The 12,393-nt window shown below is 48.5% G+C and carries 9 protein-coding genes; 8 read left to right on the top strand and 1 reads right to left on the bottom strand.

Features of this window, described 5'->3' with window-relative positions:
* Nucleotides 1-18: 18 nt before the first annotated feature.
* From B2Q61_RS00520 to fadE, 6 genes are all read left to right on the top strand, one after another.
* Nucleotides 19-906, top strand: a complete 888-nt coding sequence (locus B2Q61_RS00520; protein WP_290621278.1) for a LysR family transcriptional regulator — start codon at nt 19-21, stop codon at nt 904-906.
* A gap of 8 nt (nt 907-914) precedes the next feature.
* A complete protein-coding gene (locus tag B2Q61_RS00515) occupies nt 915-1,322 on the top strand; it encodes a hypothetical protein (protein ID WP_290621277.1) in 408 nt (135 codons plus the stop codon).
* A gap of 75 nt (nt 1,323-1,397) precedes the next feature.
* Nucleotides 1,398-2,441, top strand: a complete 1,044-nt coding sequence (gene purM / locus B2Q61_RS00510) for a phosphoribosylformylglycinamidine cyclo-ligase (protein ID WP_290621276.1) — start codon at nt 1,398-1,400, stop codon at nt 2,439-2,441.
* An 8-nt stretch (nt 2,442-2,449) separates the two neighbouring features.
* The gene (purN, locus tag B2Q61_RS00505) at nt 2,450-3,100 is read left to right on the top strand and encodes a phosphoribosylglycinamide formyltransferase (protein ID WP_290621275.1); all 651 of its coding nucleotides are present in this window, start codon (nt 2,450-2,452) and stop codon (nt 3,098-3,100) included.
* A complete protein-coding gene (locus B2Q61_RS00500) occupies nt 3,084-3,845 on the top strand; it encodes a DUF3108 domain-containing protein (RefSeq protein WP_290621274.1) in 762 nt (253 codons plus the stop codon). The genes purN and B2Q61_RS00500 overlap by 17 nt, the downstream gene beginning before the upstream one ends.
* Before the next feature lie 262 nt (nt 3,846-4,107).
* A complete protein-coding gene (gene fadE / locus B2Q61_RS00495) occupies nt 4,108-6,597 on the top strand; it encodes an acyl-CoA dehydrogenase FadE (protein ID WP_290621273.1) in 2,490 nt (829 codons plus the stop codon).
* Nucleotides 6,598-6,707: 110 nt separating this feature from the next.
* Here the strand turns inward: fadE and B2Q61_RS00490 are convergent, their stop codons facing one another.
* Nucleotides 6,708-9,890, bottom strand: coding sequence for an ExeM/NucH family extracellular endonuclease (locus B2Q61_RS00490; protein ID WP_290621272.1), 3,183 nt, complete (start codon nt 9,888-9,890; stop codon nt 6,708-6,710).
* Between the two features lie 334 nt (nt 9,891-10,224).
* Between B2Q61_RS00490 and B2Q61_RS00485 the strand changes: the two genes are divergently transcribed.
* Nucleotides 10,225-10,506: a pyrimidine/purine nucleoside phosphorylase gene (locus tag B2Q61_RS00485; RefSeq protein ID WP_290621271.1), complete on the top strand. Its 282-nt coding sequence runs from the start codon at nt 10,225-10,227 to the stop codon at nt 10,504-10,506.
* A gap of 32 nt (nt 10,507-10,538) precedes the next feature.
* Nucleotides 10,539-12,341: an ABCB family ABC transporter ATP-binding protein/permease gene (locus B2Q61_RS00480; RefSeq protein ID WP_290621270.1), complete on the top strand. Its 1,803-nt coding sequence runs from the start codon at nt 10,539-10,541 to the stop codon at nt 12,339-12,341.
* The last annotated feature ends 52 nt before the right edge of the window (nt 12,342-12,393 follow it).

Here is a 12,393-nt window from a genome sequence, read left to right as displayed (position 1 = left end):
TACAGGACCCGGCTTTATATGCCCTACCGCCCTCGATCGACCCTGGAACAATGGCGTATTCTGCAGGCAGTTGTCGATGCCGGCGGTTATGCACAGGCCGCTGAGTTACTCAATAAAAGCCAGTCTTCACTCAATCACGCGGTTGCTAAACTGCAATCACAGTTGGGTGTCGAATTACTTGAGGTTATCGGCCGCAAAGCACAACTTACCGATGCTGGCGAAGTGATGTTGCGCCGTTCCCGGGTTCTCACTCAGCAAATTGAAGATCTTGAGCTATTGGCAGATAATATCGAGCAAGGCTGGGAGCCGGAAATCAGGATTGCGGTAGAACTGGCCTATCCGAAACACTTTTTATACCGCGCCCTGCAGGCATTCTATCCGCTAAGCCGCGGTAGCAGAGTACAGATTATCGATACCGTTTTAACCGGTACCAGTGAAATTATTGTGCAGAAAAAAGCGGATTTAGTTATCGCCGGTGTTGTGCCTAAAGGGTATCTGAGCGAACCGCTATATGTCAGCCGGTTTATTGCAGTGGTGGGTGCCGGCCACGAGTTGGCTACTCAGCTTAGGCTGGACCAAAACCAGCTAAGTCAGCATTTACAGATTGTTATCCGGGATACTGCGCAAAAACCACTGGAAAATATCGGCTGGTTAAAAGCCGAGCAACGCTGGACGGTCGATAATTTTAATGAAGCCATTGAAATTCTGCAACTGGGTCTGGGCTTTTGCTGGCTACCTGATTTTGTAGTAGCGTCGGGCCTGGCCAACGGTGACCTGGTGCAAATACAGCTCAGTAACAGTTCAGAGCGGCTGGTACCTATGGCACTGCTAACCCCGCAGGAAGAGACACTTGGCCCCGGCAGCAAACAATTACGCCAGTTAATCCTGGCGGAACATCTTAAATAAGGATCATTATGCAAAGTGTTGATATAACGAAGCTGATGCAAGACGCAGCCCGGGATGCGGTTGCTTACATTGCCGAAGAACATAAACTAACCCTGGATTTTACGCTGGCTAGTCTTAAAGACATTGATACGGTGTTAGCGACTTTACATCAGCATCAGCAGCAACAAAGTCATTCAGCTGAGTTAATATTTACCTTGAGCAATATTATTGGCGCTTATGTTGGCGAGGTGTTTATCGCTAATTATGGTGGCAACTGGCACAACAATACAGCAGATAACGCCGCCCCTTACATTTCAGTGCAGTTGTCAGACAGAGAATTTCCATTTGCTTCAGTGTGTTACCACAAGATCACCCAGGATAATTCTATTCTGGTAGCAAACTACGTAAAACAAGCCGCTGCAAATGTAATGCAGTAATGCTTTTGTCGGCGCCATTATACAGGTAAAATACGCGCCGATTATGCCAACCAATAAAGCCAATCGAGGAAAGCCGTGAGCGAGCACAATACATCTTTAAGCTACAAAGACGCCGGAGTTGATATAGATGCCGGCAACGCCCTGGTAGAACGGATTAAAGGTGCGGTTAAACGTACCACCCGTCCGGAAGTCATGGGAGGCTTAGGGGGTTTTGGCGCCTTATGTCAAATTCCGGCAGGTTATAAAGAGCCGGTTTTAGTATCAGGCACCGACGGTGTTGGCACTAAACTGCGCTTAGCGATGGATTTAAAACGACATGACGGTGTAGGCATCGACTTAGTTGCCATGTGCGTAAACGATTTGGTAGTTCAGGGAGCCGAACCGCTGTTTTTCCTGGATTACTATGCTACAGGCAAACTTGACGTTGATACTGCGTCTGCAGTGGTTGCCGGTATTGCTGAAGGTTGTGTGCAATCGGGTTGCGCTCTGGTGGGTGGTGAAACTGCCGAAATGCCTGGTATGTATCATGGTGACGACTATGATATTGCCGGCTTTTGCGTTGGCGTAGTAGAAAAAGCCGACATTATTGATGGCAGCAAAGTACAAGCCGGTGATCAACTCATTGCTCTGGCTTCATCCGGGCCGCATTCAAATGGTTTCTCTCTGATCCGCAAAGTGCTGGAAGTCAGTGGCCAATCAGCTGATACGTTGCTGGAAGGAAAAAGCCTGGCGGATCATTTACTGGAACCGACCCGCATCTATGTTAAAAATCTGCTGGCACTTATTAAAGAAATGCCGGTACATGCGCTGTGCCATATCACCGGTGGTGGTTTCTGGGAAAATATTCCCCGGGTATTACCTGACAATACCAAAGCAGTGATCAATGGCAACAGCTGGCAGTGGCCCGCCATTTTTAACTGGTTGCAACAACAAGGCAATGTCAGCCGCCACGAAATGTATCGTACCTTTAACTGCGGGGTTGGCATGATGTTAGTCGTCCCGGCAGACCAGTTGGAAGCTGCACTGACTAACCTGCAAGCTGCGGGTGAAAACGCCTGGCACCTGGGCGAGATCCAAGGCGCGGCAGAGGGTGAAGAACTTGTGATTATTAACGAATAGGGCTGTCAATGAAATCCATAGTTGTATTGATTTCAGGTAATGGCTCCAATTTGCAAGCAGTGATCGATGCCTGTGCCAGCGGTTTTATCGCTGGCCGGGTAACGGCAGTGATCTCTAGCAAAATCGGTGTATACGGTTTACAACGGGCAGCTGACGCAGGCATTGCCAACCATGCGCTAAGCCATAAAAACTTCGCCAGCCGCGATGCTTACGATAAAGAACTTATTAGTATAATTGACAGCTACCAGGCCGATCTGGTGGTGCTTGCGGGCTTTATGCGGATCCTAACCGCAGACTTCGTCAGCCACTATGCTGGAAAATTATTGAACATTCATCCATCTTTATTGCCGAAGTATCAGGGTTTAAACACGCATCAGCGTGCCATTGATGCCGGTGACCGCGAACACGGTTGCAGTGTGCATTTTGTCACTGAGCAGCTGGATGGTGGTCCGGTTATCTTACAGGCTAAGGTGCCGGTATTCCCTGAAGATGACGCCATAACTATCGCCGCCAGAGTACACGAGCAGGAACATCAGTTATATCCACTGGTTATTCGCTGGTTTTGTCAAAACCGTTTACAACAACGCGGCGATAAGGCATGGTTAGATAATAATGTATTGTCGGAACAAGGATATGCGAACGATGAGGACGAATCTTAAATGGCGCCTGCTGGCGTCATTACTATTTACCAGCCTGCTAACACATTCCGTAATAACTCACGCTCAAACTCCTGTTACAGCTCCTGCTGCGGATCAGACCGCGCAATTTCGTCTGTTTAGCGCCGATTATCTGGTATACCGTGCCGGCAAAAATCATGGCAAAGCCACCCGCTACCTTAAATTTAACAACGACCGCTATCAGATGGGTTACAGTAGCGATATAAGCTGGCTCATTTTTAGTGATAAACGGCAAGAAACCAGCGAATTCGTGGTAGAAAATCAACAAATCCAGCCGCTTAATTATGTGATGAAACGCCAGGGAACCGGCCCCAGCCGGCACTATGAACTGCATCTGGATCCCGCCAAAGAGCAATTGATGGTTGGCAAATCAAAAGAACTTAAGGCCAACAGCTGGCAGGATAACTGGCTGGATCCGTTAAGTTACCACCAACAACTTGTGTTAGACCTGAGGGCCGGCAAAACAGAATTTTTCTATGATGTTTTAAACCGCAATGGCAACAGTAAAACCTACCATTACAAAGTAGTGATGGAAGAACCGTTAGCCCTGCCCTATGGCACAGTACATACCCTGCGGATCGCCAGAATGGACGATCCGGAAAAACAAGTTTACGCCTGGGTTGCGCCAGAACTGGATTATATGCTGGTACGACTGTGGCGTGGTGAAGATAACGTTGAACAATTTGATATCCAACTGCACAAACTGGAGTTTATCGCTCCACATTAATTATCCTCCCTAAGCCTTATTGCGCCTGCTTTGTAGCATTAACTGCCATAGCTGGCGCCGTCAGGTGTCTGCATTACCTTACGTTAAAAAACATCTGATTTACCGGCATACTGAGCCAGCAGCCTATGTCAGTCCGTAACTATTGTTGTTAAATAAAATTTGCAAACAATTGCGATAGGAAATACCGGATATTGCTTGCAACTTTTTCCAAAGCCATCTAAGCTTAAATGCTAGTGGTCTGACCTCTCTTCAGGAGTTAACAATGAATGTGTTTTTACTGATCGTTGCCATCGTCGTGGCAATCGGTGTGTTAGCGTATTATCGCGCCAGCCTTACCATGTTTACCGCTGCCATTGCCGGTTTATTAATAGTAGGCAGCCTGACCGACACCATCGGCACTTTTGCCTGGCTACTGTTTTTAATTGTGGCTCTGCCGTTAAATATTGCCAGTGTCCGCCAGCAATACATTACCAAGCCGGTATTAGGCCTGTATCGCAAGATAATGCCGGAAATGTCGACTACCGAAAAAGAAGCGATAGACGCCGGCACTACCTGGTGGGAAGCGGACTTGTTTCGTGGCAACCCCGACTGGCACAAAATGCATAACTTCCCCAAACCAAGATTAAGTGCGGAAGAGCAAGCCTTTATGGACGGGCCTGTAGAAGAGTTACTGGCCATGGTAGATGACTGGCACAGCACCCATGAACGTGCTGATTTATCGCCAGAGGTGTACGACTTCCTGAAGAGCCAAGGCTTTTTCGCAATGATCATCGCCAAAAAATTTGGTGGTCTGGAATTTTCTGCCTATGCCCAGTCTTGCGTCCTGCAAAAGCTGACCAGTAAAAGCATGATGTTATCCAGCATTGTTGGTGTGCCTAACTCATTAGGCCCGGGCGAGTTGCTGCAGCACTATGGTACTGATGAGCAAAAAAACTATTACTTGCCACGTTTGGCCAAAGGCCTGGACGTTCCTTGTTTTGCCCTGACCAGCCCGGAAGCAGGCTCAGATGCCGGCGCCATTCCTGACTTTGGTATCGTCTGCAAAGGGCAATGGCAAGGCCAAGAAGTGCTGGGTATGCGTCTTACCTGGAACAAACGTTATATTACCCTGGCACCTATCGCCACCGTATTGGGCCTGGCCTTTAAATTGTACGATCCGGAAAAACTGTTAGGTGATAAGGAAGAACTGGGTATTACCTGTGCCTTAATTCCGGCTAATACACCGGGCGTTAAAATTGGTCGGCGTCATTTCCCGCTAAATGTACCCTTTCAGAATGGTCCAACCCAGGGCGATGATATATTTGTGCCGCTGGATTACATCATTGGTGGTGCACCTATGGTTGGACAGGGCTGGAAAATGCTGGTTGAGTGTTTATCGGTAGGTCGGGCGATTACCCTGCCCTCTAACAGCACAGGTGGCATCAAAGCTGCGGCAATGGCGACCGGCGCTTACGCCCGTATTCGTCGTCAGTTCAAATTACCTATCGGTAAAATGGAAGGTGTTGAAGAAGCGATTGCCCGCATCGGCGGCTACGCCTATATGGCGGATGCCTCCACCACGATGTCAGTGGGTGCTATCGACCTGGGAGAGAAACCATCGGTTATTTCAGCGATTACCAAATACCATATGACAGAACGGATGCGCACCGCGATTAACGACGCGATGGATGTACACGGTGGTAAAGGCATTTGTATGGGCCCGAATAACTATCTGGCCCGGGGTTATCAAGGTGCACCGGTAGCGATTACCGTCGAAGGTGCCAATATTTTAACCCGCAATATGATTATATACGGCCAGGGCGCCATTCGTTGTCATCCTTACGTGCTGGCTGAATTACAAGCAGCTCAAATGGATGATGAAGGTGCCGCAGTCACAGCTTTTGACAAAGCAGTGTTTGGTCATATTGGTTTTGCTATCAGTAACTTCTTCCGCACGTTCTGGTTGTCATTAACCGGTGGCATGTTCAGTCATGCGCCCTACAACGATGCCACGGCTAAGTATTATAAGCAGATGAACCGCTTTAGTGCTGCTATGGCCCTGATGTCAGATGTGGCGATGGCAACCCTGGGTGGCGATTTAAAACGCCGCGAGCGTATCTCAGCCAGGTTAGGTGATATTTTAAGTATGCTGTACTTAACCTCAGCGGTGTTAAAGCGCTTTAACGATGAAGGCCGGCAGGTACAGGATTTACCATTGGTACAATGGGCCTGTGAAGATAATCTGGCTAAGGCACAGCTGGCGCTGGATGAGTTATTTGATAACTTCCCTAACCGTGCGGTGGGCGTGGTATTGAAGCGGGTGGTATTCCCCTGGGGTCGTACCCTGCGTAAGGCATCAGATAAAGTGGAACATCAGGTTGCCCGTATAATGCAAACACCGTGTGAAGCACGTTCTCGTTTAGGCTTGCATTTATATCTTACTGATGAGCCAGGTAACCAGTTAGGTCGGATTGAACAGGTTCTGCTGGACATTCTGGCTGCTGAACCCTTGTTCGATAAAGTAAGCAAAGCAGCGAACAAACGTCTGCCTTTCTATCGCTTACATGAAGTCGCCGACTTGGGACTGGAACTGGGTGTTATCAGCCAGGAAGAAGCCGCTAAACTGCGCTTAGCTGAAGAAGGTCGCTTATTTGTGATTAATGTTGATGACTTTGAGCCGGATTATCTGGCTGCTGACAACAGTCTGACCCAGCAACCCAACGGTGCTGAAGCATTGAATGAACAACAAAGCAAAAAAACCAAAGCAGCGTAACGCCAGCTGATACAACATAAGAAAACCTGCCAATTGGCAGGTTTTTTTATGGTTAATCGCTCAGTGGTTCACTCAACCTGGTGAGCTTACAGCATGCTCACCAGGCTTCATTAAAAATTTACCACCAACGGCTCTGAGCACTGCGCGGTGGCATCCAGACATAATCGGTATGTTGCACTATTAATCTCAGGGTTTTTGAATTGATCATTGTACCGACCGGGCCGGCTTAAAGTGGCCACCGGATTTTCATCACGATATAAGGTCAGCGCCTGGCTCACATCACTGTTCCAGCGCAGCTGCACCAGGGTCGCACCAGAACGGCCACGGTTAACCCGGATTAGCTCCAGATTAATCATAACGGGTGGGAACGCCGGGGTTAAGTTTAACTCAACGACTAACGGATCATGATCAGACGAACGGAACGGATCGGCATTGTAAAAGCTCGCAGGCTTCTGCAAACCTGCTCGTAACGGTGCCTCACTGTAATTAAATTCGCGAACTTCATCCGCATTTATATGCCAGGCGGCGGCTGTCAGGACTTGAGCCTGCATGGCTGGGCTGGCAAACGCGTGATCCAGACTACCGGCCTCCCCCATAAAGGTGTAGCTATATACTGCCGGGTCACCATCATTGGCCGCAATCGCCAGATTCTGATAGCCCTGTGCAATTAACGCGGTTAACGGATCTTCCATCGCGTAAGCATTAAAATCACCCAGTATCAGATAATCCTCATCACCAGACGCTGTTGGATCCGTTGCCAGCCAGTTAGCAAGTGCATTAGCTGACAGCGTACGCCATAAATTCCAGCAACCCTGACCATCACCCTGATCAGCATTAGGATCCGACGATGCAGGACAAGATGCTTTTGCCCGCAGATGCACGGCTACTGCGGTAAATTTGCTCATATTAGCAGCAACAAACGTCTGGGCTAACGCCGGACGCTGACGTGAAGTATCAAAATCAGGGTCAACACTGGAATCTAAAACCGCGAAGGCGCCCTGAGGGGTTACTCTGCTGCTGCGGTAAATGAACGCAGGTTTAATCGCATCCGTACCTAAAAAGCCAGTGGCAATATAAGCCCAGTCTGCATTAACATCCAGCTCATTCAGGGCTGATGTTAACAAAGCCAGGGTGGCGTCATCCGCATCGTTTTCTATTTCAATCAGGGCTACAACATCAGCATTTAACGCCAGCAAGGTTTCGGTAATTTTTGCCAGCTGCCGGTTCTGCTCTGATAATGTGGCGGCACCACGACATTCCAGGGCATTAGGGCCACAAACATTGTCCGCTGTCTGCAAGGTATTGAACAGGTTCTCAACGTTGTAGGTTGCCAGCCGCAAATTACCTGCTGGCGTAGCAGGTTGATCCAGCCTCGGATTCGCGCCGGTGCTAAACTCACCCGCTTGTAACGAGCGTAAACGGTAGGCACCAAACGAATAACCCATAATGCCGCTAAAGCCTGCATTTAGCAGGTAGCCATTGCGTAACGGATTAGACGCTGACAGCTCGCTAACACCATCGGCACCAGCGATAAAGGGCAATTGATAAATGCCAGTACGGCCGTTATCAATGATAATTTTGTTTCTTAGGTTGGCCGCCATTAACGCTGCTACCTGTTCACCCGGACTCACTACCTGAGTCGGCGTAAACAGCCGGCCATTAGATACGGTATATTCACCAAAACGTGCAGCGTTAAATACATCACTCACCGTATAATCTGCCCCGGTATTCAACCACATACCTTCGGTGCTTTCAAACCGGGCAAAGCTGCTTACCGGTAAATTCAGGCTTTGCGGTGTTACACCGCCCAGCTGAAAGGTGGCACAGATCGCGACGTCAGTAACATCGGTTAGCTGGGTTTCTTCAAAGTATTCGGCTACAGTTCCGCCTACCCGCACTAAATCTCCCGGAGTCAGACTGACACCAAAGCCATTGTCATAGACAAAAATACCTTCAGAGGTTTGTGGGTCCATATCTGCATTGACATTCAGCTCTTGCAGATAGAATCCTGCCAGACCACCATTGCTGGTGTCCTGGAAGCTGGCGGTAACCACCGCCTCGACCTGCACGTACGCGCCCTGCACCGGACTCTGGAAGCCCGCTCCCTGAATGGTATGGATCCGGTTAACCGGGTTACCACAGGCAAATTCTGCCAGATTGTTATTACCCTCAGCGGTGATCTCTATATTGGCCAGCCGCCAGGTACTGCAATTACCGCTGTCAAAATTATAACGAAATGCGATGTAAGCCTGACCGGTCGCATCCGCCAGCTGCTCAAAGCCATCAAACCTTACCGGTACGTTATTGGTGGTGAAGTCGTCGCTGGTAATAGTCGTTAACAACAGCCAGTCAGCGGGGTTAATATCGCCACTGCCGTTGTAAGAGCTTGAATAATAAACCTCCAATGGATTAGTGCCGGCAAAACCGCGTGCAATATCAAATGCTAAACGTTCGCCGGTCTGAGCATTTAGATTAAAAGCCGGGGAAATTAACCAACTGTCATTAACGCGGCAAGCACCGTCAATAAAGGGCGCAAAACTTACATTGCCAAAAGAGCCGTTCCAGTCCCAACTTTCGGTGCCATTGACACTCACTTCAGTCCAGCCAGCATCAAATGGATTGCTGGTAAAGTTGCGATCGTAAACGGTCAGCCGGCCAACATCTGCTGCTGCAGTACCTTGCACTAACAGGTTATCGAAACGGTTGTTGCCTGAAGCCGAACTGGCGCCATCGAGGGTAATTTTAAAATATACCTGAGCCTGATTATTAAGCTCGGTCAGCGCAGAAAAATCATAAAGTCGACTTTGAAACGCACTACCCAGCGCTCCGCTGTCTTCTGCAAAAAACTGATAGTTAACACCATCAACTGACCAGCTGATCTGACGTGAGGTAAAGCCGGTAGAGGTACCGCGCTGCGCCCAGCTCAGCATAATGTCCTGATAATCTGTAGTGTCTACCTGAATAATGATTTCAGCACCATTATTACTATTGCCTGTTCCACCTTGCACCGACAAGGTCTGACCGGCAGCAAAGCCACTTAACGCGTTAACGGTTGAACCAGCAAAAGCCTGTACTGTGCTATATGCACCGTTACCATCAAGTGTCTGGTCAAAATTTTGTAAAAACAGATCACCGGCCCCGACATCGGCTGCCTGCGGAAAAGATGTTGGTGTAAAGCCATTGCCACCAGAGGGTAAAGTGTTGAAGTTTTGCGACCAGTACGCAATAGGTTGTTGCGCCCATGCTGGTAGCAGTACCAGTAACATGAGCAGGGATATTATTATTCTCATCATTTGCAATCCATGTTGTTTAATAAATGACGTACTGCAAAACCGTCCGTACCAGCAAGCCTGGTGTCGTAGATGTGCGTCCGTAACGCACAAGCCGATTATCAATCGACAGCTTACTATAAGATCAATTTATGGCAGTTTCATTAAATTAATCGTGCCGAAACAATATATTGCCATACATTACACTGTCTAAATATTTTACATAAAAAGTTAATTAAAACATTCAGACATCTATACCTCTTATTTTACAATTGACGTTATTTCAGGTTTACTGGTGGGCTGCAGACAGACAACCGCTGATAATTTGCGGGTATTTTTAATATAAGGAATGATGTTAATGTTTAACGTGAATCAGTATTTTGATGGAAAAGTGGCTTCGATCGCTTTTGCCGGCGAACACTTACCAGCCACGGTTGGGGTAATGGCTGCAGGCGAATATGAGTTTGGTACCAGTAAGCATGAAGTGATGACAGTAATAAGTGGGGCTTTAACCGTATTGCTGCCCGATGCTTCAGACTGGCAAACCTTTAACAGCGGCCAGCATTTTAACGTTGCGGCTAATGTTAAATTTCAGGTAAAGGTAAACCAGGATACCGCTTATCTGTGTACTTATGCATAATAACAATCAGCCATAAATAAACAGAGTACACTATGCGCGGGATGCGAAGTACAGCCAAACAACCAGAGCCGCAAAAACGTCCTGAGGCACTGCAGCTGGGCCAGACCGTCGCGACGCTCTGGCCCTACTTAATGGCATTTAAAGGCCGGGTATTTCTGGCTATCCTGGCACTTATCACCGCTAAAGCTGCCACCTTAATCATGCCCTGGGCATTAAAAGAAGTTATTGACGCGCTGGACCCCAATGTCAGCAATGTAGTGCTGCTGCCCGTCTCGTTACTGCTATTATACGGTGGCTTACGGTTTGCCACGGTATTTTTTGGCGAGCTGCGTGATGCCCTGTTTGGCCGGGTTACTGAACACGCTATGCGCCAGATTGGTCTGAAAGTATTTAAGCATCTGCATAGTCTCGAGCTGGCGTTTCATCTCGACCGGCAAACCGGTGGAGTCAGTCGCGATATAGAGCGAGGTAGCAATGGCCTGAGCTTTTTAATGCGTTTTTTAATGTTTAATATCGTGCCAACTCTGTTTGAAATACTGGCAGTAGCCGTTATTTTCAGCCTGCTGTTCTCCCCCCTGTACGCCGTAATTACCGTTGTTGCCGTGGCGTTATATATCTTTTTTACTGTATCTGTTACCGAGTGGCGCAATAAGTTTATCCGTGAAGCCAATCAGGCCGACAACACCACTAACAGCCGGGCAGTTGACAGCCTTTTAAACTATGAAACCGTAAAATACTTTAATAATGAAGCCTATGAAGCAAAAATTTATGATGGTTTTCTGGCGAGCTGGGAGCAGGCACGGCTGAAAAACCGCTTAAGCTTGCTGGCACTTAATTCTGGCCAGGCATTAATTATTGCTGCTGCCATAACCAGCCTGATGTGGCTGGCTGCAGCAGAAGTAATGCAGGGTAATATCAGCCTTGGCGAATTAGTAATGGTCAATGCTTACATGATCCAGCTGTTTCTGCCGCTGAATTTCTTAGGTTTTGTTTACCGGGAAATTCGCCGGGCCCTGACTGATCTGGAGAATATGCTGGGACTGCTTGGCCGCAAACCCATCATTGCTGACACCCGCGATGCTAAGCCTATTACCGTTAGCAAAGGCGCGATAAGCTTTGAAAATGTCCAATTTGCTTATCAGGCTAACCGCGCGATATTGCAAGGTTTAAGCTTTACTGTGCCGCCAGGCAGTAAAGTGGCTATTGTGGGTGCCAGTGGTGCCGGTAAAAGCACCCTCTCCCGCCTGCTGTATCGTTTTTATCAGGTGAGCGGCGGCCAGATCAAGATTGATGGCCAGGATATCAGCACCGCAACACTGGACAGCTTACGCCGGGCAATCGCCATCGTGCCACAAGATACGGTGCTGTTTAACAGCAGCATCCGCGATAATATTCAATATGGCAACCCGGATGCCTGTGGCTCAGAGGTTGATCAGGCCATCGAGCTGGCACATTTGCGTAAATTTATCGCCAGCTTGCCACAAGGTGATGCGACCATCGTGGGTGAGCGCGGTTTAAAAGTCTCTGGCGGCGAAAAACAGCGGATAGCCATTGCCCGTGCCATTTTAAAAAAATCACCGATCCTGGTTTTCGATGAAGCCACCTCAGCCCTGGATTCCAGCGCTGAACAAGCTATTTTGCAAGCCATGCGCGAAGTCGCGCGTAACCATACCAGCCTGGTCATTGCCCACCGCCTGTCTACCATTACCGACGCCGATAACATCATAGTGTTAAAAAACGGCATCGTGGCCGAGCAAGGCAACCATCAGCAGTTAATTGCCGGCGAGGGCGAATACGCCCGGATGTGGCAATTACAGCAACAACAGCAGACATGAGACAGATCAACCCCTTAACCTTAAAAGCAGGCTATGCTTAGACTGAGGGTAA

Origin of the sequence: Arsukibacterium sp. UBA5043 (assembly GCA_002415085.1) — a bacterium.
Classification (GTDB): Bacteria; Pseudomonadota; Gammaproteobacteria; order Enterobacterales; family Alteromonadaceae; genus Alishewanella.
This window is presented reverse-complemented; position numbering and strand designations above follow the sequence as displayed.

Excerpts from the sequence above, each read along its gene's own strand:
- fadE (WP_290621273.1), top strand. The coding sequence starts at position 4,108 with ATGAATGTGTTTTTACTGATCGTTGCCATCGTCGTGGCAATCGGTGTG.
- B2Q61_RS00515 (WP_290621277.1), top strand. The coding sequence starts at position 915 with ATGCAAAGTGTTGATATAACGAAGCTGATGCAAGACGCAGCCCGGGAT.
- B2Q61_RS00490 (WP_290621272.1), bottom strand. The coding sequence starts at position 9,890 with ATGATGAGAATAATAATATCCCTGCTCATGTTACTGGTACTGCTACCA.
- B2Q61_RS00480 (WP_290621270.1), top strand. The coding sequence starts at position 10,539 with ATGCGCGGGATGCGAAGTACAGCCAAACAACCAGAGCCGCAAAAACGT.
- purN (WP_290621275.1), top strand. The coding sequence starts at position 2,450 with ATGAAATCCATAGTTGTATTGATTTCAGGTAATGGCTCCAATTTGCAA.
- B2Q61_RS00500 (WP_290621274.1), top strand. The coding sequence starts at position 3,084 with ATGAGGACGAATCTTAAATGGCGCCTGCTGGCGTCATTACTATTTACC.
- B2Q61_RS00520 (WP_290621278.1), top strand. The coding sequence starts at position 19 with ATGCCCTACCGCCCTCGATCGACCCTGGAACAATGGCGTATTCTGCAG.
- B2Q61_RS00485 (WP_290621271.1), top strand. The coding sequence starts at position 10,225 with ATGTTTAACGTGAATCAGTATTTTGATGGAAAAGTGGCTTCGATCGCT.